The following is a 25926-nucleotide window of genomic DNA, read 5'->3' as shown; positions in this document are numbered from 1 at the left end:
TCAGCGGCTGGCGATGGACCGTCGCTCAACAACCCCCGGTCGACAAAGTTACGCGGCGATCGGGGGGTTGCGTGCCCTGGATGGCGCCAACCTTCACTTCTACGGGCGAATTGCCTCGGAATTGGTCCGCGGAAGTCGATATAGCTACAGCGGACGCGGTCAGTTGCCGCTTCCGCCGCTGTCGCCGCCCAGCTTCGAGACCCAGTCGGTGACGGTGTCGAAGGCGTCGGTCATCGCGTGCCAGTAGCTCTGGCCCTGGCCGATCCAGTCCTTCAGCGGGGTGAGCTCCCAGATCAGCCAGCTCGCGACGAAGAGCAGCACCAGCGTGAAGAGGCAGCCCTTGAGGCAGCCGAGGCCGGGGATCTTCATCGGGTTGGCGCTGCGCTGCCTCGGCTCGCGGGGCGGGCGCTGGGCCGGCTGCTGGGGCTGCTGCGGCGGCGCGTACTGCTGGCGCTGCTGCTGCGGCTGGTACTGCTGTTGCTGGGGCTGGTACTGCTGCTGGGGCTGCTGGCGGTACTGCGGCTGCTGTTGCTGCTGCGGGTACTGCTGCTGTTGCCGTCGCGGCTGCTGCTGTGGCTGGGGCTGCTGGCGCTGCGGCCGGCGGCGGAGCGGGTCCTCGCTCGGGTCGAGGTACTGGACCTGCGTCTGCTCGTTGCGGTCGCGGGCGGCCTGGAGCTGGGACTGCCAGGGGTGCGGCCCGTCGGACTGCGGGGTCCCCTCGGGGCGCGGCGGGACGGGCGGCATGACCGCGGTCGGGTCGGCGTGCGGGCCGCCGGGTCCGGCGTTGTGCTGCATGACGCTGGTGGCGGCGTTGGGGTCGTACGAACCGGCGTTGCTCGGCAGCACCTGCGTCGGGTCGGCGGCTCCCGGCGTCTCGGGGACGGCGGTGGGCGCCGGGTCGGGCGCGAGCAGCGCGGCCACGCCGTCGGCTGCCGCGATCTGCGCGGAGTTCGCGTGCACGCCGATGCCGGCGGCGACGGTCCGCAGGGCGCGGGCGAGGTTCTCGGCGCTGGGCCGGCGGTCCGGGTCCTTGCTCAGGCAGCGCTCTATCACCGTCCACAGCGGGGCGGGGACGGTGCTGGGGCGGCGGGGCTCCTCGCTGAGGTGCCGGTGCAGGACCTCGAGCGCGGTGCCACCGGCGAACGGCGGACGGCCGGTGAGCAGCTCGTACAGCAGGATTCCGGCGCCGTAGATGTCGACGGCGGAGGTCTGCGGGCGGCCCTCCGCCGACTCGGGCGCCACATAGGCGGGCGTCCCGACGAATTCATGGGTCCGGGTCAGGCCCGGGGAGTCGGCGAGCCGGGCGATGCCGAAGTCGGTGAGCATCGGGTGCATCTGGCCGTCGCGCTCGTCGAGCAGCACGTTGGCGGGCTTCAGATCGCGGTGGACGACGCCGTCGGCGTGGCTGGCGGCGAGCGCGTCCGCGATCTGCGCGGTGAGCAGCGAGGCGCCGACCGGGGTGAGCGGGCCGTTGTCGCGGAGGTAGCGGTGCAGGTCGGGGCCGTCGATCAGGTCCATGACGAGGGCGAGGAGATCGCCCTCCACGACCAGGTCGCGGGTGCGCACGATGTTCTCGTGCCGCAGCCGCAGCAGGACGGAACGCTCGCGCAGGAACCGCATCACGACGTCCGCGTCGTTGGCGAGCTCCTCCTTGAGGACCTTGATCGCCACCGTCTCGCCGGGCTGGCCGGCGACGGCCGCCTCGGCGCCCGCGGTCTCACGCTGGCGGGCGCGCCAGACGGTGCCCGTGGCGCCGCGTCCCAGCGGCTCCTCGAGCAGGTACTTGCTGCCTACCGGCCGCACGTCATGCGCTCCCTGCTGGTCGTGGTGCTTGCGGTCCCCCGGATCCGTCCGGAGTTTCCGGCCCACTCTAGTGGGGCGGGCGGAGTGGACGGCCGGGTCGGGAAGGTTACCTTTTTGTCTGCATTACCCGTAATTCCCCATAGGCGCGGTCTCCCGCGCCCCCGGAGGCGCACCCGTTGCGGAGGAAGACGCTCACACCGGAGGGATGGTTGCCGCACACAGGTGCGACGGACGATCCCCGGGGACCGTTCCGGAACCCGCTGTTCCCGCACAAAGCTCCCCGCGCTCCCGCACAGAGTGCCCCGTGAGCTCGCCCAGGAACCGTTCAAGGCGGCACTTTTGGGCGCACAGCAGACGTTTCAAGATCACTTAGTGGTGACCCCCGGGCGTGTTGTCAGTGGCAGGTGCGAGGATGCCTGCAGCACGGAACCGTGGGGTCGGGAGTCCTGCGGTACGTGACGAACCTGTACCGGACGAGGCGTCCGTGCCGGGTGGGGGGAATCACAGCGTCTCCCCTGCCGGCACCGCGCGCAGAAGGGACCGCTGACGGCGATGCAGATCCGGCTGACCGTCCTCGCGCCGCGCAGCGGCCAGACCCCGGCGCGCGCCTGCGATGTGCTGGTCACCGCCCCCGCGGGCACGGCGCTGGCCACGGTGGCCTCCGGCCTGGCCGCATCCGTCTCCGGGCCCGAGGGCTCCCTCGGCAGCGGCGCGGTGGTGCTGTTCGCCGGACGGGAGCGGCTCGACGCGCAGCGGTGCGCGCTCGGTGAACCGCCCCTGGTCGACGGGGCGGTGCTCTCGCTCCAGGTCCCGGGCGAGGACGAGACGCCGGACGACGCGGTCCCGGCCCAGCTGCACGTGATCGCCGGGCCGGACGCGGGCGGGGTCCACCTGCTGCACGGCGGGCAGATCCGGATCGGCCGCTCGGCCGACGCCGATGTCCCGCTCGACGACCCCGATGTGTCCCGGCTGCACTGCGCGGTGACCGTCTCCGCGGACGGCCGGGTCTCGGTCGCCGACCTCGGATCCACCAACGGCACCTCGCTGGACGGCACGGAGGTCCGCGACCGTCCGGTCCGGCTGAACCCCGGCGCGCTGCTGCGGCTCGGCGAATCCACGCTCCGCCTCACCTCGGGGGTGCGGACTCCGGCCCTGGACACGGCGCCGGACGGCGAGGGACATCTGCGCGTGGCCGTGGCACCGGCCGCCGCCGCGCCCCCGGACCACGGCTACGGGCCGGTCCACGGCGGGCCGGAGGAGCACGAAGGACCGGACACCGCCCATGAACACGAGCGCGCGGCCGACGGGCGGTCCCCGGCGCGATCGCACTCCGGGTCCGCGCGGACCGGCCGCGTCGCGGACGACGAGGCGCGCCGGCGCGGGGGCATAGGCGCCTGGGCCCGCCGGCTGGCGGGCGGCAGGGGCGAGCCCGCGCCCGAGAGCGTGCCCGACGAGGCCGGACCGCCGGCTCCCACCGAGACGTTCACCGCGCTGCCCACGGTCCCCGCCGGCACCTGGCCGGATCCGGCCGCCGTGCTGCTGACCGCGCTCGGCCCGGGCCCCCGGCTCTGGGAGCGCGACACGGCGCACCCGGAGGCGCTGGTGGTCAGGCTGGGCACGACCGACCGGGCCGACCTGCCCGCCGTGCCGGTGACGGTGGGGCTGCGGGAGGCCGGTTCGCTGGGGCTCGCCGGGCCGCGGGAGCGGCTGGCGGGGCTCGCCCGCTCCGCCGTGGCCCAGCTCGCCGCGCTGCACTCCCCCGCCGATCTGGAGATCGTGCTGATCAGCACGGACCGGGCGCGCGGCACGGACGAGCGCCGGCGCGAATGGGCCTGGCTCGGCTGGCTGCCGCATCTGCGGCCGATGCACGGCCAGGACTGCCGGCTGCTGCTGGCGTACGACCGTGACCAGGCCGTCGCGCGGACGACGGAGCTGGTGCGCCGGCTGGACGACGGCCCGCTCGGTCCCGGCTGGGCGAGTCTCGATCCCGGTACGGTCGCCGAGGCCGCCCGGCACTACGAGGGACCCTTCACCGTCGTGATCGTCGACGGCGACCCCGGCTCCGCGGTCCTGCGCGAGAACACCGCCCGGCTGGCCGCGGCGGGGGCGGCGGCGGGCATCCACCTGATCTGTCTGGCCGAGACCCCGGCCGCGACCCCCACCTCCCCGGTCGCGGCGACCTACGAGGCGGCCTGCCACGCCTCGATCCCCTTCCGCGAGTGCGGGGCCGTAGCCATGCTCAGCGGCGATGTGGCGACCGCGCTGCGGCTGCTGCGCACGGCCGGCGGCCGGGCGGCGGGCCACGGCACGGTGGCCGCGGTGGACGCGGTGTCGGCGCACTGGGCGGAGCGGTTCGGGCGGGCCCTGGCCCCGTTGCGCGCGGAGGGTTCGGCCGCGCTGCCGGGGCACCGCGCTGCGGTGGCCCTCCCGCCGTCGGCCCGCCTCCTGGACGAGCTGGGCCTGGCCCGCGCCACGCCCGCCTCGCTGATGGCCCGCTGGGCCTCGGCGGCGGACGAGCAGCCGGGGGCGACGGTCCGCGGCTCGGGCGGCTGGACGGGCGGTCCGGGACCGGCGGGCGACAGCGACCGCGGCTCGGCCCGCACCGACCGGCAGGGCGGCCAGGCCCCCCGGGTGGGCGCCCAGCGCACGGCCGGCGACCCACCGCGCACGACGGCGCCGCACGGCGCGACGGACGACGGACACACCACGCCCTCCGGCCGCACGCCGTACCCGGGCAACGCGGAAGGGGCCGGCTCGGGCCGCACCCCGTATCCCCAGTCCCCCGGCTCGGGCCGCACCCCGTATCCGGGCACGGACGACCGCGGCTCCGGCCGCACGCCGTACCCCCACGGCGCCGCCGACGGGCGCGGCGGTGCGAACGACACCCACGCGGGGGTGCAGCGCCGCGCACCCGGTCGCGGCGACGCCCACGACGACCGCGGCTCCGGCCGCACGCCCTACCCGCGGGTGGGCGAGCAGCGCCATGAAGGAGGGCCCGGGGACACCCCGAGTTCGCGCACCCTGCCGGGCTCCGACACCCGGGCCTGGAGCGGGTCCGGGGACGTGCCGGGCGCCGACAGCCTGCGTACCGCCGGATCGGGCCGCTCGAACCGGGTGAGCGGCCCCCGGCACGGCGACGCGCCCCAGGTCGCCGCGCGCGGCGCCGAGTCCGGGCGGGCGCCCTCGTCCACGGCCGCCGGAACCCCGGCCGGGGCGGCCGGGCGGCCCGTCGTGGTGCTCGGGGCGGGACCCCGGGGCCCGGTGAGCGTCGATCTCTCGGAAGAGGGGCCGCACCTGCTCATCGAGGGGCCCGGCGGCAGCGGGCGTACCGAACTGCTGCGCGCGGTCGCCGCTTCGTTGGCCGCCGCCGACCGGCCCGACCGGCTCGGCATCCTGCTGGTCGACGGGGCGGGCGGCGAGCGCGGCGAGAGCCTGCGCCCCTGCACCGAGCTCCCGCACGCGTTCACGCACCTGGTGGCCTCCGATCCGGTCAGGATGCGGGAGTTCGCCCAGGCGCTGGGCGGCGAGGTGAAGCGGCGGGCCGAGCTTCTCGGCGGGCTCGACTTCGCCGAGTGGCACAGCCGGCACGAGGTGGCGCAGCGGATGGTCGGACAGCGGTCCCCCGGCCCGGCCGAACAGCGTGGTGACGTCGAGTCCCCGATGAGCGGCACCCTGCGGCTGCGGCCCGCATCGGCCCGGGGCACGGACCCGGGGCCCTCGCCGCTGCCCCGGCTCGTCGTGCTCGTCGACGACTACGACGCGCTGATCGCCCCGGCGCTCGGCAGTCCGGGCCGGCCGGCCGCGGGCTCGGTCGTCCGGGCGCTGGAGGCGGTGGCCCGGGAGGGCGGCCGGCTCGGCATGCATCTGGTCGCGACGTCCGCCCGCCCGGACCGCACGGAGGACAGCGAGCTGGCCCGGGGGGCTCGGCTGCGTGTGGTGCTCGATCCGCCCGTCGTGCCGCCGTCGCCGGACGAACCGGCGCCGGGCCGCGGGCGGCTGGGCCATCCCGACGGCCGGGTGACGCCGTTCCAGGGCGGCCGCGTGACGGGGCGCATCCCGCGTACCGCGACGCTGCGGCCGACGGTCGTGCCGCTGGAGTGGGAGCGGATGGGCGACCCGCCGACCCGCCGCCCGGTCCGTGAACTGGGCAACGGGCCGACGGACCTGGCGCTGCTCGCCAGTGCGCTGGAGCGGGCGGCCCGTTCGGTCAACGCCGAGCCGCTGGCTCCGCTGGCGCCCGCGCACCCCTGAGCGGCGAAGGACCCACCGGGCGGGCCCACCTGATGGGCCTACGCGGTGGGCCCGCCCGGTGGCCCCACCGTCCCCAATCGCCTCATACCGCACCGACTTCACGTCACGAGCCCATCACATCAGGGATCATCGGGGAGTTGGGCCCGATGGCGGTATTGCGGCGCCCCGGTGCCGGGCGTAGGACTGTTGCGCACAGGACGACGTGATAAACGAGCGGCGCCGCCGGCAGTCCGCCGGTGCCGCTCCGTGTACGCGCACAGGAGAGACGGGGCAGGGATGCGCACAACGCTTCGGATTCGCAGGGCCGCCATGGTGTTCACCGCCATCGGCGCGCTGGCCCTCACGGGCTGCGGCGATGACGGTGACGGCGGAAAGGACGCGAAGGACGGGGGTGGCTCGTCCAAGGGCGCGGACAATCCGCAGAGCGTCGTATTACCGAAACTGGACGGCGAGAAGATCTCGGTCGCGGCGGTCTGGACCGGACCCGAGCAGGCCAACTTCGTGAAGGTCCTCAAGGAGTTCGAGAAGCGCACGGGCGCGAAGGTGACCTTCGTCCCGGCGCAGGACCCGATCGTCAACTTCCTCGGTACGAAGATCGCGGGCGGCCAGCCGCCGGACGTCGCGATGATCCCGCAGGTCGGCGCGATCCAGCAGGCGGTCGCGAAGAAGTGGGCGAAGCCCGCCGGGCCCGAGGCCAAGGCGCAGCTGGCCAAGAACTACTCCAAGGTCTGGCAGGACCTCGGCGCGGTGGACGGCACCCAGTACGGCGTGTACTTCAAGGCCGCCAACAAGTCCCTGATCTGGTACAACACCAAGGCGTTCGAGAACGCGGGTGCGAGCGAGCCGAAGACCTGGAAGGACTTCCTGGCGACCGCCGAGACGGTGTCCGCCTCCGGTGTCACCCCGGTGTCGGTCGGCGGCGCGGACGGCTGGACGCTCACCGACTGGTTCGAGAACATCTACCTCTCCCAGGCGGGCCCGGAGAAGTACGACCAGCTGGCCCAGCACAAGATCAAGTGGACGGACCCGTCCGTGAAGGACGCCCTGACCTCGCTGGCGCAGCTCTTCGGGAAGCCCTCCCTGATCGCCGGCGGCGCCGACGGCGCGCTGCAGACGGAGTTCCCGGCCTCGGTCACCCAGACCTTCACCGGTGGTGACCAGCCCAAGGGCGCGATGGTCTTCGAGGGTGACTTCGTCGGCATCAACATCGCGCAGACGAAGGCCAAGATCGGTACGGACGCCAAGGTGTTCCCGTTCCCCGCGGTCGGCGCCGAGTCGCCCGTGGTGACCGGTGGCGACGCGGCGGTGGCGCTGAAGGACGGCAAGGGCGCCCAGGCCCTGCTGACCTGGCTGGCCTCCACCGACGCGGCGAAGATCTGGGCCGAGCAGGGCGGGTTCATCTCGCCGAACAAGGCCCTGGACGCCGCCGCGTACCCGAACGAGGTGCAGCGCACGATGGCGAAGGCGCTGATCGCGGCCGGCGACGCCGTCCGGTTCGACATGTCCGACCAGGCCCCGCAGTCGTTCGGCGGAACGCCCGGCAAGGGCGAGTGGAAGACCCTCCAGGACTTCCTGAAGAACCCGAAGGACATCGCGGGGACCCAGGCGAAACTGGAGTCCGACGCGGCCAAGGCGTACAAGAGCTGACGCGATGACGACAGCCGCCGCGGGGGGCGCCGACGAGGCGCCCCCCGCCGACAAGCAACCGTCCGGCGGGACTTCGGTACCCGCACCCAGGGAGCCCGTGTCCGGGAAGCCGTCCGGTCCGCCGGGCGCCGGGCAGGGCCGCACCCGCAGGAGCGTGACCGGCACCCGCAGGGCTGTCGCGGCACTGTTCCTGCTGCCCGCGCTGGTGCTGCTCGGCGCGCTGGTGGTGTATCCGATCGTGTACTCCGTCTACCGGTCGTTCTTCGACCAGGCGGGGACCGGTTTCGCCGGCCTGGACAACTACAAGGCGCTGTTCACGGACGACACCATCCGTACGGCGGTCAAGAACAACGCGATCTGGGTGGTCTTCGCCCCGACCGTCGCCACCGCACTCGGTCTGATCTTCGCGGTGCTCACCGAACGGATCCGCTGGGGTACGGCGTTCAAGCTGGTCGTCTTCATGCCGATGGCGATCTCGATGCTCGCCGCGGGCATCATCTTCCGGCTGGTGTACGACCAGGCGCCGGAGCGCGGCGTCGCCAACGCCGTCTGGGTGGGCGTGCACGACACGTTCGCCGAGTCGGCGGGCTTCCCCAAGGCGCACCCGCTGCCCGTCCATCCGCTGAAGGCGGCGGGCGGCGGTGCCTTCGTGACGAAGGTGCCGGTACGGGCCGGGGAGCCGGTCCAGCTGCCGCTGGTCGGGGTGCTGCCCGCGAAGATGCCCGGTGACGCGAAGCCCGCGAAGGCTCCCGCACCGGCGGACGGCGGGCGGATCACCGGCACGGCCTGGCTGGACTTCACCAAGGGCGGCGGCGGCAAGCCCAACGTCATCGACGCCAGGGAACTCGGGCTCAAGGGCATCAAGGTGGAGGCCGTCAGGGACGGCGAGGTGGTCGCGTCGGCCACCGCGGGCGCCGACGGGGTCTTCACCCTGCCCGCATCGGCGGACGGCGCCGAACTCCGCCTCCCGGCATCCAACTTCAAGGAGCCGTACAACGGGGTCGACTGGCTCGGCCCGTCGTTCGTGACACCCGGCATCATCGGGAGTTACGTCTGGATGTGGGCGGGCTTCGCGATGGTGCTGATCGCGGCCGGACTTGCGGGTCTGCCGCGGGAACTCCTGGAGGCGGCCCGGGTGGACGGGGCCAACGAGTGGCAGGTCTTCCGCCGGATCACGGTGCCGATGCTCGCCCCGGTCCTCGCGGTGGTGCTGGTGACGCTGATGATCAACGTACTGAAGGTCTTCGACCTGGTCTTCATCATCGCGCCGGGCTCCTCGCAGGACGACGCGAACGTACTGGCGCTCCAGCTCTACCGGTCCTCGTTCGGCACGGACGCGGACCTGGGGATCGGCAGCGCCATCGCCGTGCTCCTGCTGCTGCTGGTGGTCCCGGTGATGCTCTTCAACATCAGGCGGATACGGAAGGAGGGGCGCCGATGACGACACCCTCGGCCACGGCCGCCCCCGCCGGACCGGGCGACGCCCCGGCCACCGGCGCGGAGAAGCCCGGGCGCTCGTTCGGCGCACGGCTCGCCACCCGCGCCGGCGGCGGTGTCATGCGGGTCGTCCTGATCCTGGTGGCCCTGTTCTGGCTGATGCCGACCATCGGACTGTTCCTGTCCTCGCTGCGCAGCGCGGACAAGATCGCGGCGACCGGCTGGTGGAAGGTCTTCACCGTCCCGTCCGAGATGACCTTCGACAACTACACCCGGCTGCTGGACAATCCGACGATCACCGATTCGCTGCTCAGCACGGTCCTGATCACCGTCCCGTCGACGGCCCTGGTCGTGGTGATCGGCTCGTTCGCCGGATACGCCTTCGCCTGGATGGAGTTCCCGGGCCGCGACTGGTGGTTCCTGGTGGTCGTGGGACTGCTGGTGGTCCCGGTGCAGGTCGCCCTGATCCCGGTCTCCAAGCTCTTCGGCGAGGTCGGGATCTTCGAGACGACGCTCGGCGTGATCCTGTTCCACACGGCCTTCGGCCTGCCGTTCGCGATCTTCCTGTTGCGCAACTTCTTCGCGGAGATCCCGCGGGAGCTGCTGGAGGCGGCGCGGCTGGACGGGGCGGGCGAGATCCGGCTCTTCACCCGGGTCGTGATGCCGCTGGGCGGACCGGCGATCGCCTCGCTCGGGATCTTCCAGTTCCTCTGGGTGTGGAACGACATGCTGGTCGCGCTGATCTTCGCGGACTCCGACTCCCCGCCGATCACGGTGGCGCTCCAGCAGCAGGTACGGCAGTTCGGCAACAACATCGACGTGCTGGCGCCCGGCGCCTTCGTGTCGATGGTGATCCCGCTCGTGGTGTTCTTCGCCTTCCAGCGCCAGTTCGTCTCCGGCGTGATGGCGGGCGCGGTCAAGTAGCCGCACCACCACCCGTATCGCAGCACCGCATCGCACATCCGTACGTCAATCAGGGGCGGTTCCGCTTACTCCGGCGGGGCCGCCCCTGCCTGCCGTTTCGCACGGCTGCCGGGGTCCGGCGTAACCCCGTCACTCCATCGGGCGTTTACGGAGTACCCGCCCCCACCGTCGGCGCGCGCGCCTCGGTGCACCGCGCCCCGGTCCTCGCTGCCCCGCACGCCCGTGTCCGAGAAAGAGTCCGTATGCCCCGCCTGAGTCTCATCATCCCCGTCCGCCGCGCCCGGGGAAGCCTGCGCGCCTGTCTGGAGTCGGTGCTCTCTCAGTCGTTCACGGACATCGAGGTGATCGGTGTCGACGACCGGGCGCCGGACGGCTCGGGGCTGCTGCTCGACGAGTTCGCCGACCGGGACAGCCGGGTGCAGGCCATCCATCTCCCGGCCGGCGCGGGTCCGGACGGGTGCCGCAACGCCGGGGCCGAGCGGGCCGTCGGGGACTATCTGATGTACCTGGAGGCGCATTTCGTCCTCCTGCCGGACGCGCTGCGGGCGATCGCCGACCGGATCGGGGCCGCGGGCGAGCCCGATCTGCTGCTGTTCGGGCACCACAAGCGGCCGTTCCGCGGGCGCCCCCGGCCCAGCAGGTCGCTGGAGCTGCTGGGCGGGCTCTCCGACGGCCCGCTGGCCGCGCCCGGACAGTCCGCGCTCCTGGACATCGCCCCGGTCTCCTGGAACCGGGCCGTGCGCCGCACGCTGCACGAGGGCGAGAAGCTGGAGTTCGGTCCGGGGCAGCACGGGGAGCGGATCTACGCCCTCCAGACGCTCGCCGCGGCCGAGTCCGTCGCCGTCCTGTCCACCGCCTGTGTCGAGCACCGCCAGCAGCGCTATCTGCCGGCCCTCGACGACGAGGCGCCGGCGGGTGCGGCCCCGGCCGGACTCGTCGAGGCGTACGCCGGGCTGATGGACTTCGTCCGCGAGCGCCCCCGGCTCGAACCCGTACATCCGCTGCTCTTCGAACGGGCGGTGCAGGAGCTGCTGTCCGGCTATCCGGCGGTGACGCGCCGGCGCAGGCGGTACGTGCGCTCCGTCGCCGCCTTCCACCGCACCTACCGGCCGGCCGGGCACCGCTTCCCGGGCGGCGCGCGGGGGCTGCGGCCCCGGCTGATCGGTGGCGGCCGGTTCGCCGTGCTCGGCGGCCTGGACACGGCACTGGCGCTGCGCCGCGGGCTGCGGGCCGCGCCCGACGCCGTGCGGGGACGGGCCAAGCGCAGTCTGAGCCGGCGCTACTACTGGTGGCAGCGCAAACTCCCGCTGGACCGCGGGCTCGCTGTCTACGCCGCGTACTGGAACCGCGGGGTGAGCTGCAATCCGGAGGCCGTCTTCCGCAAGGCCCGGGAGCTGGCCCCCGGGGTGCGCGGGGTGTGGGTGGTCTCGAAGAACCAGGTGGACGCGCTGCCCGAGGGCATCGACCACGTGGTGCCCGGCACCCGCCGCTACTGGGCGACGATGGCCCGGGCCACGTACTTCTTCAACAACGTCAACTTCCCCGACCACGTGGTCAAGCGCCCCGGCCAGGTCCATGTGATGACGCACCACGGCACCCCGCTGAAGATCATGGGGCTTGACCAGCAGGACTATCCGGCGGCGGCCCAGGGGCTCAACTTCGACCGGCTGCTGAAGCGGGTCGACCGGTGGGACTGGAGCGTCTCCGCCAACCCGCACTCCACCGAGGTGTGGACCCGCGCCTATCCGGGCGCGGCGCGCGCCCTGGAGACGGGGTACCCGCGCAACGACGTCCTGACGTCGGCGACCGCCGAACAGATCCTGACGATCCGTGAGGGCCTCGGCATCCGCCCCGGGCAGCGCGTCCTGCTCTACGCGCCCACCCACCGCGACTACGAGTCCGGTTTCACCAGCCGCCTCGACCTGGAGCGGTTCTGCGCGGCGACCGGCCCGGACACCGTCGTCCTGGTGCGCGCGCACTACTTCTACGGGGACCCGGAGCTGCCCCGGCACCCGTCGGTCATCGACGTCAGCGACCACCCGCGGATCGAGGACCTCTGCCTGGCGGCGGACGCGCTGGTCACGGACTACTCGTCGGTGATGTTCGACTACGCCCACCTGAACCGCCCGATCGTGGTGCACGCCCCGGACTGGGAGACGTACCGCACGGTCCGCGGCGTCGTCTTCGACCTGCTGTCCGGCCGGCCCGGTGAGACCCCGGGCGCGGTCGCGACGACCACGGACGAGCTGGCGCGGATCTTCACCGACGGCAGCTGGGACGGCCCCGGGAGCAGGGAGCTCCTGGCGGCGTTCCGTGCCCGGTTCTGCCCGTACGACGACGGCCGCGCCGCCGAGCGTGTGGTGCGCCGGGTGCTGCTGGGCGAGGAGCCCACGGCGTCCGGCACGGTCTGACGGGGCAGGGAGCACAGGGCGAAGGGCCCGCCGCCGGAGATCCGGTGGCGGGCCCTTCGCCCTGTGCGGGTGCGTGGACGTGCGGGCTCAGCGTTGCTGGCCCGCCATGACCGTGGCGAGGCCGACCACCACGAGCAGCGAGCCGCCCCAGGTCCACATCGAGGTCCGCTCGTGCAGCACCGTCGCCCCGGCGCCCACGATCAGCAGGTAGCCCAGCGCGTTGAACGGGTACGCGATGGAGAGCGGCACCTTGGCCAGCGTCGACATCCACGCCAGCGCGGACACCGCGAAGACCACCAGGCCGAGCACGACCCAGGGGCTGGTGGCGGCGCGCAGGGCGACCGAGCCGCCGTCCCGGCCTGCGGTGGCCGCTGCGCCCTTCATCCCGTGCTTGAGCATGATCTGGCCGCCCGCCGAGGAGAACACGGCGAACAGCAGCAGAATCAGACTGGGGAGGGTCAAGGCCTTGCTCCTGACTGCGGCGGCCCGGGACTCGGATGCCGGGGCGGAGGTGGGTTCGGGGATGGTCGCCTCAGACGCCGACCCGGTCTGCGGGGACGTACTGTCGGTTGAGGATGTCCTGTACATCGACGTGCTCTCCAGCGATGATCGTCTCGGCCGCGTGCGGGGTGAGCGTGGCGACGTGCTGATAGCCGAACAGCGTCGGCCGGATCCGGGTCAGCAGCCTCGACAGCCCGCCGAGTACCGCGGCGAGCGGGCCGCGGCCCAGGAGCGACCAGAACGGCGCCCCGGTCGAGGCGATGTCCAGCACGTCGTAGCCTGCGGCGCGCACGGTCCGGCGCAGGCTGGCCCGGGTGAAGAAGCGCAGATGCGTTTCGTCGAGGATGCCGCGGCGGTCGTAGTCGAAGGCTCCGAGCGCGACGCGCAGCCGTGAGTACCAGTGGCTGAAGTTCGGTACGGACAGCAGCACCTCGCCGCCGGGCCGCAGGACGGTGGCGACCTCGGCGAGTACCCGCTCCGGGCGGGAGAGGTGCTCGATGACGTCCCCGGCCACCACGTAGTCGAAGCCGGTGCCGATCTCCGCCGGCAGCCCCTCCTCCAGGTTGGCGAGGTGGAAGTGGCTGCACTTCTCGCGGACGCCGGGCACCTCGACGTAGTCCACGCCGGTCACCTCGTGGCCCAGGGACTCCAGGCGCTGCGCGAACAGTCCGCCGGAACAGCCGAGGTCCAGGACCCGGCCGGGCGGCAGCTTCCGCATCTTCTCCAGGATGACCGCGTGCGAGGAGCCGTCGCCCTCCTTGAAGGCGTACTCGACGGGCTTGGGGATCCAGGCGCAGGTGCCGAAGCCCTTGACGGCCAGACGGTATTCGAGGACGTCCTTGATGACGTCCTTCGCGTACTTCATGCCGTTGACGTAGCAGATCTCGTCGCCGTAGTACGTGGGCACGGGGATCTCGTTGATCCGCATTCCCGCGTTCAGCAGCTGGACGATGATCTGGGTGTCGAAGTCGAACGCGTCCGTGTTCCGGTCGATGGGCAGCTTCTTCAGCGCCTCGACGCTGTAGGCGCGGTAGCCCGAGTGGAATTCGGTGAGCTTCGAGCCGAGCAGCCCGTTCTCCAGCCGGGTGAGAATGCGGTTGCCCAGCCACTTGTACATCGGCATTCCGCCCTTGAGGGCACCGCCGGATTTCATCATCCGCGATCCGAACACGGCTTCAAATTCGCCGCGTTCGATCGGGGCGACCATCTCGGGGAGCAATTCGGGGGCGTACTGCCCGTCGCCGTGCAGCAGCACGATGATATCGAGTCCGTGCGCGGCCGCCAGTGCGTATCCGGCTTTCTGGTTCCCGCCGTATCCGAGGTTCTTGGTGTGCCTCATCACGACGGTCCGCGGCATTCCCTCGGCCTGCGACCAGCGGCAGCCCGCGGTGAAGGTCGCGTCATGACTCGCGTCGTCGAGAATGAGAATCTCGTCGACCCGGGACCGGAAATCCTCCGGAATCCGGTCGAGGGTCTTCTCCAGCGTTGTCTCCGCGTTGTACGCGACCACCAGGATGCCGATCCTGGGACTCGGGCTTTCCTTCACGGGGCGTTCTCCAGTTGCGCTCGATGCTCGGTGCGGTATCAGGGACGGGGCGGTGGTGGGTGCCGCTCGGGCACCGCGGTCAGGTGACGGCGGAACCGGAGGGCTGCGAGGTGCGGGGTACGGCGAGCGGCGCAGGTCCGGGGCGGCCGGGCGGGCCCGTGTCCGGCGGGGTGGCGAGGAGGCGTCGCACGCCGGTGACCAGTCCGACGGCGAGGACGATCCAGCCGGCGGCGCCCAGCAGCAGCACCGGCTCGCTCCAGCGCACGGCGGAGCGTCCGCCGTAGCCGAGGACGGCCGTCAGCCCGGCCACGCAGTTGTACGCGAGGCCCTCCCGGAACCCGAGGACGAACAGCGCGGCGGCCGCCCAGGTCAGGTACTGCAGTCCGGAGGCGGTGGACAGCAGGAGCAGCAGGCCCAGCGCGACGGCGACGGCACCCGGCAGCTGCGCGGGCCGCCGCCACGCGATCCAGGCACCGGCGGCCACGCAGGGCAGCACGAAGAGGAAGTGGCCGCCGCCCTGCATGAAGGTGACGACGGACTCCGGCAGACCGAACACGTCGGCGAACCGGACCAGCCCCCACAGGTGGTAGCTGCCGCCCGCGTACTCCAGCACGTTCTCCTTGAGCTGCCGCGGCACGGCCACCAGGACCGGGCCCCAGACCAGCGCGAACACGGCGGCGAACCCGGCGGCGAAGCGGGCCGCCACCGGCCGGCCGCCTCGCAGCGCGGCGATGAACAGCGCCGGGAGCGCCACGACCGGAATGAACTTGACGCTGATCGAGAGGGCCGCCGCCACCCCCGCCGCGAGCGGAGCCTTACGGTCGGCCAGCAGATGGGCGGCGGCCAGGGCGAACACGATGGCGACCGCGTCGGTGTTGCCGTGGTAGCCGGACGTCGCGATCAGCACCGGGCTGAGGGCCACGCCGATCCCGCACGCCACGGCGGTCCGCAGGGCCGCACGGCGGCGGACGATTTCGAGGACGAGCAGCGCGCAGCAGAAATCGGCGATCGACGCGGGAAATCTGATCAGCGCACCGAACGACATTCCGAATTCGGCGAGATCGTTCAGTCCGAGCAGCATCCAGCCCGCCAGGGGCGGGTGGTTGTAGACGGGCAGGCCGGGCAGTGGCTGCTCGTAGATCCGAATGGGTCCGTGCACCCCGATGGCCTTCGCGAATCCCTCGAAGAAGCGCACGTCGGTAGGGCCCGGCGTATTCGCCGCGATGATCATGCGAGTGAGAAGACCGACGGCCGAGACGGCGAGTACGACCGCTCTCGCCCGTCGCACGTCCCAGGTTTCGCACCACATTCGGATACCCATGAAAGCAGAACGTAGCAACCCGTCGACGCTATGCGACGCACCTATGAACACATTATTCCGGCCCACGGCTCGGATTCCCTGCGCATCCGTGCAAACGCCACATTCCTCGAATCACTCGAACGGTTTACGCAGTTCGGACAGCCCGTGCGTCAATTCGTGTTCACCACCGCATCACCCCGCAGTTCACCCCGCGTGGGCACCCGTGCGGAGCAACGGGGGCACCGGGGTGAGCCCTAAAGCATCCGGTCGGCCACCCGGGCGGCTGCCCGGCCGTCGTCGAGGTCGCAGAAGTCCCGCCGGAATGCCTCGTACGCCCCCGCGTGTCCCGCGACGGCCCCGGCCGGGTCGCGCAGCGCCTCGACGAGGGCGGCGGAGTCCGGGATCAGCGGGCCGGGGGCCCGCGCCTCGAAGTCGAAGCTGAATCCGCGCAGGGTGTCGCGGTAGTGCTCCAGGTCGTAGGTGTGGAAGAGCATCGGGCGGCCGGTCTGCGCGAAGTCGAACATCAGCGAGGAGTAGTCGGTGACCAGGGCGTCGCTGATCAGCATCAGCTCGCCGACGTCCGGGTAGCGCGAGACGTCGCGGACGAACCCCGTGCCGCTGTCCGGGAGCCGGTCGGTCACCAGGTAGTGCCGGCGCACCAGCAGGACGGTGTCCGCGCCCAGTTCGCGCTCGGCCGCGGCCAGGTCGAGCCGCAGGTCCATCGTGTAGCGGCCGCCGTTCCTCGGCTGGTCCTCGCGCCAGGTCGGCGCGTACAGCACGGCCCGCTTGCCGTCGGGGATCCCGAGGGACTCCCGTACCGCGGCGGCGACCTTGGTCCGGTCCGGGGCGTGGAAGAGGTCGTTGCGGGGGTAGCCGCACTCCAGGACCTCGCCCTCGAAGCCGAACGAGCGGCGCAGCACGGGGGTGGAGTAGGTGTTCGGCGAGACGAGGAAGCTCCACTGCCCGGCCCGCTGCCCGAGGGTGGCGATGTAGGAGGCGTTGGCCTGGGCGGTGCCGGCGAGTTCGAGGCCGATGCGCTTGAGCGGGGTGCCGTGCCAGGTCTGGACGACGGTCTGGCCCTCGCGGCGTTCGAACCATTCGGGCAGCTGGGTGTTGGTGACGATGTACCGGCTGCGGGCGAGCGCCTCGTGCCAGGCCGCCGAACCGTGCTCCACGGCGGTGGCACCGGCCGGGATGCGCGCCTGACCGTCGCGGACGACCCACAGGTGTTCCAGGCCGGTCGTCCGGCGGGTCAGTTCCTCGTGGACGGCGCGCGGTGAGTCCGAGTACTGACGGCCGTCGAAGCTGCTGAACAGGACGGCCGGGCGCAGCGCCGCGGTGCGCTGCGCCGCATGGGCGGCGCCCAGCAGCCGCCGGGCTCGGGGCCCGCGCTCCGTTGCGGCGAGCGGGGGCGCGCAGCTCAGCAGCAGCTGGTCGTGGAAGCGCCGCTCGATGACGTACGCGCGGCCCGCCAGGGTGCGGGCGGCGGGCAGGGTGTGATGGACGGCTGCCGGGAGGCGCAGCGCGGTGTCGCGGCTCTCGCCGCCGGCGGCGCCCCTCTCGCGGAGGAAGAAGTACCAGTTGCCCTCGCCCAGCGGCAGGGTGCCGCCGCCGCACGCCTCGACGGCGTCGGGCCGCAGCGTGGCCGTGAACCGCCGCTCGCCCTCCGGTCCGGTGAACGTGACGGGGAAGACGGCCTCCTCGTGGTGGCCGCTGTGCCGGGCCACGAGGGCGGCGGGGCGCCCCGGGTCGTCCGGGAAGGTGCCCTCCAGGAGCAGGGCCCCGTCCTGCGTCCAGGAGGCCGCTTCGACGGCAGGCTGCACGGGACGGTCGCTGATCAGCAGGTTGCCGCGGGCGCTCACGGTGAGGCCCAGTTCGCGGGGCTCGTCCCCGGCCGGTGCGAGCGGGTAGCGGCCCGGGGGCACGGGCCCCGGCACGTCCACCGGCGTCCGGCGGCCGCCGGGCCCGACGAGGTGGACGCTGTAGGGAATGCTCGCCGGCGCGGGCCCGGCCTCCTCCCGGGCGCCCAGGACCGCGGCGAGCGGGATCTCGGCGGTGAAGCGCCGCCAGCCGGCCGCCGAGGACACCGCGCCCTCGTGAACGGTGACGGGGCAGTCGAGCGCGGCCCCGGAGGCGCGGTGGCCGAGGCCGAGCCGCAGCCCCTCGGCACCGAGCCGGTCCCGGACCATGCCGTCCACGACGACGGTGGGCCGCCCGTCGCCGGCCGTGCCCGCGCGGTGCGTCTCGAAGCGGGCGTCGATCCGCTCGGCGTGCAGGACCAGCCGGTCGGCGTCGAAGACCGGCACGATCCGGTGGTCGCCGTCCGGCCGGTGTACGGGCGGCGCCACGGGGGCCTCCGCGGTGCTGGGTGCGGAGCGCCGCAGCAGACCGTTCCGTGCGGCGCCCAGCTCCAGCCGCCAGCTGACGCGGTCGGCCGGCCCGTCCGCCGCGATGCGGATCCTGGCGGGGTCGACAACCGTCTCGAACCCCGACCGGTCGTAGTCGTGCAGGCTCTGCCGGGAGCGCGCGGTGGCCTCCTGGTCGGCGGTCCGGCGCAGCCGCAGCGGAACGACCTGCCGCCGCCCGCCCGCCCGCAGCCAGCCGGCCCGGAGTTCGGCGCGGCCCGGACCCGCGGGCAGGTTCCGGATGTACGCGTACCCCTTCAGGTGCAGCCGGCCGTCCTGCCAGCGGACCTCCCGCAGCCGGGCGACCAGCGGCAGGTCCCCGTCGCCGACGCGCAGCACCCGGGCCGGCACCGGCCGGGTCAGCGGCGGATAGCCGGCCCGCCGGCGGCGCACCCCGCGTACGGCGAACGCGCCGGGCTCACGCTTGTCGAGGGCGATCAGGGCCAGCAGTTCCTCCGTGCGGCGCTCCCGCACGAGGTGCCACATCAGCCGCAGCCGCAGCGGCAGCCCGTCGAGCACCGCGGGGTCGACCTGGTCGATGAACGCGTTGGTGTGCGTCAGGAAGGCGGCGCGGTACTCCTCGTCGCCCTCGGGCAGCACCTCCATGAAGTACCAGAGGTCGTTGGCGAGGGCGTGGGCCTCGTAGTGGTTCTTGTCGGCGGCCGTGCGGTTCTCCGCCAGGAAGGCGGAGACGCCCTGCACATGGGCGACCCGGTCGCGGATGCCGCGGACGACGGCCCGGCCGGAGGTGATCGAGCCGGGGCGGTCGCGCCAGTGGTAGACGGGGTCCTTCAGGATGTCGACCGAGGCGGCCAGGAAGTGGGCGGGCAGCACGACGGGGATGTCCTCGTAGAGCGCGCCGACGGGGAAGGCGAACGCGTGCTCGTCCCAGAAGGAGCGGCGGAAGACCTTGTTGCACGCGATCCGGTCGCCGGCGAGCTCCCGGTCGCGGGAGATGTGGGTGCGCATCCGCGTCGTCGCCATGGGCCCCCGGAACATGGGCGACTGCACGAGCCGGCCGCCGGCCCGCAGCCGCAGCACGTTGCCGGACGCGAGGTCCGATCCGGTCTTCTCCAGGGAGCCGACGAGCAGTTCGTACGCGCGCGGCGGGACGATGTCGTCGCTGTCGACGAAGGCCAGGTAGCGGCTCCCGGGATCGCAGTTGCGGACACCGGTGTTACGGGCGTGGCCCAGCCCGCCGTTCTCCTGGCTGACCAGCCGGAAGCGGTCGTCCTGCGCGGCGAACCCGGCGGCGACGGCCGCGCTGCCGTCGGTGGACCCGTCGTCGACCATCACCACTTCGAGATCGGTGACGGTCTGCTCCGCGAGGGACTTCAGGCAGTCCGACAGGAAGGGTTCCACGTTGTAGACGGGGACAACGACACTGAGCCGTGGCGGCATGGTGAGCACGTCCGTTCATGGGGAGCCTGGCGATCCGTATGGCTCAACCCCGTGAACGGCCGGGGGTCACCGGTTACGGGCCCCAACGAGTGATGTCACGTGCACACGTGCTGACGCGGGTACCCGGGTCACCGGCCCGCGCGCCCGGCGGGCTCAGTCGGCTCAGCGGGTCAGGGCCGCCACGGCCGAGGCCGCCAGATCGTCCAGGTACCCCGCGGGCAGCTCGCCCCTGACGACCGCGAGCCGCCAGTAGAGCGGGCCGACGATCAGGTCGAGGGCGCGGTCCGGATCGCTGTCCGGCGGGAGCTCCCCGCGCGCCACGGCGTCGCGTACGACCACGGCGGCGATGCCCTGCTGCGGGTCGAGCAGGGCGGCCTTGATGGTGTCGGAGATCTCCGGGTTGCGGGCCGCCTCGACCAGCAGGTCCGGGATGACCTGGGAGGCGAGCGGGTGGCGCAGCGCGTACGCGGCCAGTTCGAGCACCGCGCGGACGTCCCCGTACAGCGAACCGGTGGCCGGGGCGGGCATGCCCTGCACCGCGACGGCGGAGACCAGGTCCAGGACGAGGTGCAGCTTGGACTTCCAGCGGCGGTAGACGGCGGTCTTGCCGACGCCCGCCCGCCGGGCGATGCCCTCGATGGACATCCGGGCGAAGCCGACCGCGGCCAGCTCCTCGAACACCGCGGTACGGATCGCGTCGGTCACGTCCTCGCGCAGCACGGCGGCTCCGGCGGGGACACGGCGGCGGCTTCCCGGGTCGGTGGTCATGGCCGAATCATAGTCCGCGACGACGAAACGGTTGCGTTGCGACGTCAGTACGTCCTACCCTCGGCGTTACGACGATACGGTCCCGTCCCGTCGTTAACCGCGCGTTTCCCTCCCCTCCACCTCCCCTCCTTCTCCCCCCCTCCCGCCCCTCCCGCCCTTCCCGCCTTCCCGTCGAAAGCGATCGTGGTGAGTCAGACAACAGCCCCGGCACCGGCGGACACCCCGCCGCCCGCCGCCCCGCCCGCAGACAAGCCTGTCGACACATCCGCGGCCGCCCCCGTGTACGCCCCGGGCGAGCTGGCGGCCCTGGCCGCCCGGCACGGGCTGAGCGTGAGCGGAGCCCGCCCGGCCCTGCCGGCGTACGTCCGGCAGCTGTGGGGGCGGCGGCACTTCATCACGGCCTTCGCCACCGCCAAACTCACCGCCCAGTACAGCCAGGCGAAACTCGGCCAGATCTGGCAGATCATGACCCCGCTGCTCAACGCGACGGTCTACTACTTCATCTTCGGCGTCCTGATGAAGACCAAGCAGGGCGTCACCGACTTCGTCCCGTTCCTGGTCACCGGCGTCTTCATCTGGACCTTCACCAGCAACTCGATCACCGCGGGCACCCGCGCCATCAGCGGCAACATCGGCCTCGTCCGGGCCCTGCACTTCCCCCGGGCCTCCCTGCCGATCGCCCTGGCCCTGCAACAGCTCCAGCAGCTGCTCTTCTCACTGGGCGCGCTGGTGCTGATCCTGCTGGTGTTCGGCCAGTACCCGCAGCCCGCCTGGCTGCTGGCGGTCCCGGCCCTGGCGCTGCAGGCCCTGTTCAACACCGGCGTCTCGATGGTCATCGCCCGGCTGGCCGCCCGGACCCCCGACATCGCCCAGCTGATGCCGTTCATCCTGCGCACCTGGATGTACGCATCGGGCGTCATGTGGAGCATCGACACGAGCCTGTCGGGCGACCGGGTCCCGTACCTGGCGAAGCTGGCGCTGGAGGTCAATCCGGCCGCCGTCTTCATCGACCTGATGCGATTCGCGCTGATCGACAGCTTCCACGCCTCGCAGCTGCCCCCGCACGTGTGGGCCGTGGCCGCGGGCTGGGCGCTGGTGTGCGGCGTGGGCGGATTCCTCTACTTCTGGCAGGCCGAGGAGAGTTACGGACGTGGCTGACACCCTGGATCCCGCGGTACCGACGGTCGTCGTGGACGACGTCCACATCACGTACAAGGTCAACGGCGCCCGCACCGGCAAGGGCAGCGCCACCTCCGCCCTGAGCCGGATCACCTCCCGCCGGGCGGCCCCCGGCGTGCGCGAGGTGCACGCCGTGAGGGGGGTCAGCTTCGCCGCGTACAAGGGCGAGGCGATCGGCCTGATCGGCTCCAACGGCTCGGGGAAGTCGACCCTGCTGAAGGCCGTCGCCGGCCTGCTGCCCGCCACGAAGGGCCGCGTCCACACCCAGGGCCAGCCCTCACTGCTCGGCGTGAACGCGGCCCTGATGAGCGATCTGACCGGCGAGCGCAACGTCGTGCTCGGCGGCCTCGCGATGGGCATGAGCCGCGAGGAGATCCGCGAACGCTACGACGGCATCGTCGACTTCTCCGGCATCAACGAGAAGGGCGACTTCATCACCCTTCCGATGCGCACGTACTCCTCCGGCATGGGCGCCCGCCTGCGCTTCTCGATCGCCGCCGCGAAGGACCACGACGTCCTGCTGATCGACGAGGCCCTGTCCACGGGCGACGCGAGGTTCCAGCGGCGCAGCAAGGACCGGATCATCGAACTGCGCCGCAAGGCCGGCACGGTCTTCCTGGTCAGCCACCACAACAAGTCGATCACCGAGACGTGCGACCGGGCGATCTGGCTGGAGGCGGGGACGCTGCGGATGGACGGTCCGGCGAAGGAGGTCGTCGCGGCGTACGAGGAGTTCACCTCGGGCCGCGGGAAGGGAAAGTGACCGACTCATGCCGTCCGGTGAACCGGTTTCCCGGCGGACCGTCGCGCTGGAGGTGATCCACGGCGCGTTCGGGGGGCGTTCCCGAGTCACCCCGTGGCGGCAGTGACCGGCGCACCACCGCCACGGCCCCACAGCCGCAGCAGCACCCGCTCCTCCGGCTCCCCCCGCGCCAGCAGTGCCGCCGCCCGTGACCAGGTGGCCGGGGGCAGCCCGTAGCCGGTGATCAGCCGGTGCAGTACGGGGGCGGGGCCCGGCAGCATCAGGAGCTCGCCGAGCAGGCGGGCGTCGGCGGGGGGTGCGTCGGTGGCGAGGACCAGGCCGAGCGCGTCCGAGCCGAAGCGCTCCACCAGCGCGAGCCCGTCCTCGCCCGCGGCCAGCAGCCAGGGGGAGAGCCGTCCGCTCTGCCCGCCGTGCTGTTCCCGCTGCTCCACCAGCAGCCGCAGCACCCGTTGCCCGGCGGCGCCGGCGAGCAGCGGCAGCCAGCGCGGGCCCCACACGGTCAGGGAGTCCGCGACGCCGGGCAGCCGCTGCTCGACGACCGCCGCGCTCACGGCGACCCGCGGCCCGAAGCGGACGCCGACGGTCAGCACCGCCTCCAGCGAGGGCGGGGCCAGCACCTCGGTGAGCGGGGCGAGCCCGGCCAGCGAGCGGCGCTGTTCGGGGCTGAGCCGGAGCCGGTCGGCGAACTGCTGGGCGATCACCCCGAGCCCTTCGCGCAGCAGTACCCGCAGGGCGGCCGCCGGGTCCGGGGCGGCGAGCACGATCGGCAGCTCCCGGCGGGCGCGGGGATCGAGCACGGCCTGCGGCTCCTCGGCGTACAGGGCCAGCAGCGCGGCGCGCTGGCGTGGGGTGCCGAGGCCGGCGAGGAGCGGCAGCAGCGCGGGAGCGGAGCGCAGCGTGTCCGGCACGGACGCGGCGTCACCCGCCTCCCGTTCCCCGAGCACCGCTTCGGTGACGCGGCGCGCCAGTCCGGTGCCGTCCACGGCCCAGTCGCGGATCCTGCGCGGGCGCTCCACCACGTTGCCGACGATCCAGCCGAGCGCCTTGCCCCGGTCCCGCTGCATCCGGGACCACTCGACGGCGGCCGCGGTGGCGAAGGGGGCGGCCTGGCCGCTCTCGTACCCCCGTTCCTGGAAGGCGACCAGCACCTCGTCGAGGGGGTGGGCCAGGGCGCGCGCGTAGCCGCCGAGAACGCTCATCGCCTGCTGGTCGAGGCCGAGTTCATGGGCGTGCCGCAGTCCATCGGTGCCGATCTCGGCGAGCGCCGCCTCCGGGTCGGGGAAGGCCGCGACGATCTCGGCGAGGTCGAGGTCCCCCTGCTCGGCGAGCCAGCGAGCGGCGAGCACCGGATGGGCGCAGACGGTGGGCCAGTGCTCGGGCCCGGTGCCGAGCAGGGCGCGTACGGCGTCCGGTCTCGGGACCCCGGCATCGGCCGCGATCCGCAGCAGGACCCGGGCGTCGACGTCACCGGCCGTGTCCTGGACGGCGATCTGGACCCAGCCGAGACCGAGGGAGCCCAGGTGCTCGGGCTGGCGCAGTCCGTCGAGCAGCGTCCGCCACATCTGCGGGGTGTAGCGGGTGAGCAGGTCGAGGTCGTCGCCCTGCAGCAGCGGGCGCAGGAGCTCGAAGAGTTCGGGGTCCTCCAGCCGTCCGGCGAGGAACTGGAGGCTGGGCGCGGGGATCTCGCAGAGCGCGCCGACGAGCGTGTCGTCCATGGAGGCGACGGCCGCCGCCAGCCTGGCGGGGTCGACCCCGGTGACGGCGGTGCACAGCCGCCCGTACAGACCGACCCGGCGGATGCCGGCCCGCTCGCGCAGGGCGTCCTCCATCGGCAGGTCCTCGGTTCCGACCGGACGGTCGGGGTCGAAGACCGCCGCGAGCCGGGTGGCCACCGGCAGCAGCCTGCGGGCGGACTCGTCGTAGAGGTCCTCGGCCGCCGGGCCCAGCAGGGCGGACATCAGGCAGTCGCGGAAGACCGAACCCGGCACGCCGGACAGCGCGGCGACCAGCCGCCGCATGCGGGCCTCGTCGAGCAGCCGGTTCTGTTTGCGCATGCCGGGGGCGTTCTGCCGGGCGCGCACGGCGACGAGCAGTTCGGTGTTGGTGCCGAAGCAGTCGGTCATCTGGTCCAGGAGCTTGCCGCGCTGGCGGGACTGCAACTGGTCGGCGGCGCCGCCGAGTGCCAGGGTCCAGCCCGCCGCGAAGGTGCGCCTGCGCATCGCCTGGCCGCCGACGCCCCCGAGGAGGTCGGCGGAGTAGGCGTCCATGTCGCGGTCGGTGAGGTACGGCAGCTGATCGGCGGGGCGGCCCGCGATGCGCGGTACGGCGCCCGAGAGGTCGTCCGGATTGACGCGCTCGGCGCGCCCGCCGCGTACCGCCTCGATCCGCCGCTGGTCCTCGGGGTCCAGCCGGCCGGCGACGACCAGCCTGGCCCGGGGGGCCGCCGACGCGGCCCGGCAGACCTGGGCGGCGAAGTCCTTCGGGCTGAGCAGCACCCAGCCGGCGCCGGAGAGCAGGGTGGCGGTCCGGGTGCCCAGGCGCCGCTGTTCGAACGCGGCCAGTGCGATCACCTTGGCCCCGTGGTCGTGAAGCAGGCCCAGGCGCAGCACCTCGGGGTTGATGTCGAGACGGCCGCCGCCGGAGCCCTGCGCCGCGTCGTCGTAGACGAGCAGCGCCTCGGCCTCGGCGAAGTCCCGCAGGGCGCGGGCCTCTTCCTCCTGCCCGGCGGCCCGGGCCAGGGTGTCGGCGAGCTGGCCGGGGCGCAGCGCGGGCACCCGCTGGAAGCCGGCCGCCTCCAGGTAGCCGCCGAGGTCGGCGGGGCCGTGCACCGGGCCCCAGGCCGCCGGTGGCAGTCCGCAGGCCATCCAGCCGGCCAGCCGGGTCAGGGCGCGCACCTGGACCTCCCGCCAGCGCACGGCCGTGTCGTGGCTGCCGCCCGCGGGCGGCAGGTCCTCGCCGAGGAGGAGCGCGCTGGGCAGTGACATGCCCTGCGGGCCGGGCATCCGGCCCTCGGAGGGGATGTAGCCGTGCCGGCCGAGACCGACGAAGGCGAGGGAACCGGAGTTGAGGACGAGGTGGTCCGGGGAGAGCTCCAGCGGGGTGAAACCCGCGCGCGCCATGTCGTCCAGAGCCCGGCCCAGCGGCACCAGGGTGTGCAGCGCCCCGGCGGGGCTCCAGCGGTGGCCGGCGGCAAGCATCGTGTCGAGGTCGTCGCGTTCGCGCAGCGCGTGCAGCGGTGTGGAGGAGGCTCCGGGCGACCAGGCGGTGACGAGGGCGGGCGGCAGCCCCGGATGGTCGACGATGTCCAGGAGCGCGGGCATGACGGGGTTGCCGGCCGCGAGCAGCGCGGCGGCCCGGCCCCGCTGCCTGCGGTTCGGGAAGACCCGCAGCGCCCCGTACGCGTCGGCGTCCTCGTCCTTCACCAGCCGGGTCGCGCGGACGGCCGCCGCACCCGACGAGCGCAGATGTCCGGGGCGCAGCTGCACCGTGTGGGGTTCCCAGATGCGGCCGGAGCGGCCGGGGATGCGGGTCAGCAGCCCGCTGAGCGTGGCATTGGCCCTGCCGCGGCCGCTCATCGCGGGTCCGGTCGG

Annotated in this window: 14 protein-coding genes; 7 read left to right on the top strand and 7 right to left on the bottom strand. The window is 73.2% G+C overall.

Translation table 11 applies throughout. The features are described 5' to 3' along the window. Positions 1-159 precede the first annotated feature (159 nt). Positions 160-1803, bottom strand: a complete 1644-nt coding sequence (locus OG521_24600) for a protein kinase (GenBank protein ID WUW23776.1) — start codon at positions 1801-1803, stop codon at positions 160-162. Between the two features lie 552 nt (positions 1804-2355). Between OG521_24600 and OG521_24595 the strand changes: the two genes are divergently transcribed. The 5 genes from OG521_24595 (at position 2356) to OG521_24575 (ending at position 12473) form a co-directional block, all read left to right on the top strand. Further along, entirely contained in the window at positions 2356-6054 is a 3699-nt protein-coding gene (locus OG521_24595; protein ID WUW23775.1) for an FHA domain-containing protein, read from the top strand. Positions 6055-6330: 276 nt separating this feature from the next. After that, entirely contained in the window at positions 6331-7701 is a 1371-nt protein-coding gene (locus OG521_24590) for an ABC transporter substrate-binding protein (protein ID WUW23774.1), read from the top strand. A 4-nt stretch (positions 7702-7705) separates the two neighbouring features. Then, on the top strand, positions 7706-9142 hold the full coding sequence (locus tag OG521_24585; GenBank protein ID WUW23773.1) for a sugar ABC transporter permease: 1437 nt from the start codon (positions 7706-7708) through the stop codon (positions 9140-9142). Beyond that, the gene (locus OG521_24580; protein WUW23772.1) at positions 9139-10062 is read left to right on the top strand and encodes a carbohydrate ABC transporter permease; all 924 of its coding nucleotides are present in this window, start codon (positions 9139-9141) and stop codon (positions 10060-10062) included. Before OG521_24585 ends, OG521_24580 begins: the two co-directional genes overlap by 4 nt. 242 nt (positions 10063-10304) lie before the next feature. Beyond that, positions 10305-12473, top strand: a complete 2169-nt coding sequence (locus OG521_24575) for a bifunctional glycosyltransferase family 2 protein/CDP-glycerol:glycerophosphate glycerophosphotransferase (protein ID WUW23771.1) — start codon at positions 10305-10307, stop codon at positions 12471-12473. Positions 12474-12560: 87 nt separating this feature from the next. On the opposite strand, the gene OG521_24570 is transcribed toward OG521_24575, so the two are convergent. The 5 genes from OG521_24570 to OG521_24550 form a co-directional block, all read right to left on the bottom strand. Continuing rightward, positions 12561-12935, bottom strand: coding sequence for a hypothetical protein (locus OG521_24570; GenBank protein ID WUW23770.1), 375 nt, complete (start codon positions 12933-12935; stop codon positions 12561-12563). 70 nt (positions 12936-13005) lie between these two features. After that, positions 13006-14520 carry a bifunctional glycosyltransferase/class I SAM-dependent methyltransferase gene (locus OG521_24565; GenBank protein WUW23769.1) on the bottom strand — a complete coding sequence of 505 codons (1515 nt, stop codon included), beginning with the start codon at positions 14518-14520 and terminating at the stop codon, positions 13006-13008. A gap of 79 nt (positions 14521-14599) precedes the next feature. Next, positions 14600-15751: a hypothetical protein gene (locus tag OG521_24560; protein ID WUW23768.1), complete on the bottom strand. Its 1152-nt coding sequence runs from the start codon at positions 15749-15751 to the stop codon at positions 14600-14602. 323 nt (positions 15752-16074) lie between these two features. Continuing rightward, positions 16075-19626, bottom strand: coding sequence for a bifunctional glycosyltransferase family 2 protein/CDP-glycerol:glycerophosphate glycerophosphotransferase (locus tag OG521_24555; protein ID WUW23767.1), 3552 nt, complete (start codon positions 19624-19626; stop codon positions 16075-16077). Between the two features lie 162 nt (positions 19627-19788). After that, positions 19789-20394 (bottom strand): TetR/AcrR family transcriptional regulator, encoded by a 606-nt coding sequence (locus OG521_24550; protein ID WUW23766.1) that lies wholly within the window; start codon positions 20392-20394, stop codon positions 19789-19791. A gap of 279 nt (positions 20395-20673) precedes the next feature. Here OG521_24550 and OG521_24545 point away from each other — a divergent pair, with 279 nt between their 5' ends. Together OG521_24545 and OG521_24540 are read left to right on the top strand one after the other, a co-directional pair. Continuing rightward, a complete protein-coding gene (locus tag OG521_24545; protein ID WUW26789.1) occupies positions 20674-21552 on the top strand; it encodes an ABC transporter permease in 879 nt (292 codons plus the stop codon). Then, the gene (locus tag OG521_24540) at positions 21545-22336 is read left to right on the top strand and encodes an ABC transporter ATP-binding protein (GenBank protein ID WUW23765.1); all 792 of its coding nucleotides are present in this window, start codon (positions 21545-21547) and stop codon (positions 22334-22336) included. Before OG521_24545 ends, OG521_24540 begins: the two co-directional genes overlap by 8 nt. 86 nt (positions 22337-22422) lie before the next feature. Here the strand turns inward: OG521_24540 and OG521_24535 are convergent, their stop codons facing one another. After that, positions 22423-25911: a hypothetical protein gene (locus OG521_24535; GenBank protein WUW23764.1), complete on the bottom strand. Its 3489-nt coding sequence runs from the start codon at positions 25909-25911 to the stop codon at positions 22423-22425. Between the last annotated feature and the right edge of the window lie 15 nt (positions 25912-25926).

This window comes from Streptomyces sp. NBC_01463 (genome assembly GCA_036227345.1).
Classification (GTDB): Bacteria; Actinomycetota; Actinomycetes; order Streptomycetales; family Streptomycetaceae; genus Streptomyces.
This window is presented reverse-complemented; position numbering and strand designations above follow the sequence as displayed.

Bases quoted from the DNA above. Each gene is read 5' to 3' on its own strand.
- OG521_24555 (WUW23767.1), bottom strand. From the start codon at position 19,626: ATGCCGCCACGGCTCAGTGTCGTTGTCCCCGTCTACAACGTGGAACCC.
- OG521_24590 (WUW23774.1), top strand. From the start codon at position 6,331: ATGCGCACAACGCTTCGGATTCGCAGGGCCGCCATGGTGTTCACCGCC.
- OG521_24595 (WUW23775.1), top strand. From the start codon at position 2,356: ATGCAGATCCGGCTGACCGTCCTCGCGCCGCGCAGCGGCCAGACCCCG.
- OG521_24550 (WUW23766.1), bottom strand. From the start codon at position 20,394: ATGACCACCGACCCGGGAAGCCGCCGCCGTGTCCCCGCCGGAGCCGCC.
- OG521_24560 (WUW23768.1), bottom strand. From the start codon at position 15,751: ATGATCATCGCGGCGAATACGCCGGGCCCTACCGACGTGCGCTTCTTC.
- OG521_24585 (WUW23773.1), top strand. From the start codon at position 7,706: ATGACGACAGCCGCCGCGGGGGGCGCCGACGAGGCGCCCCCCGCCGAC.
- OG521_24535 (WUW23764.1), bottom strand. From the start codon at position 25,911: ATGAGCGGCCGCGGCAGGGCCAATGCCACGCTCAGCGGGCTGCTGACC.
- OG521_24575 (WUW23771.1), top strand. From the start codon at position 10,305: ATGCCCCGCCTGAGTCTCATCATCCCCGTCCGCCGCGCCCGGGGAAGC.
- OG521_24580 (WUW23772.1), top strand. From the start codon at position 9,139: ATGACGACACCCTCGGCCACGGCCGCCCCCGCCGGACCGGGCGACGCC.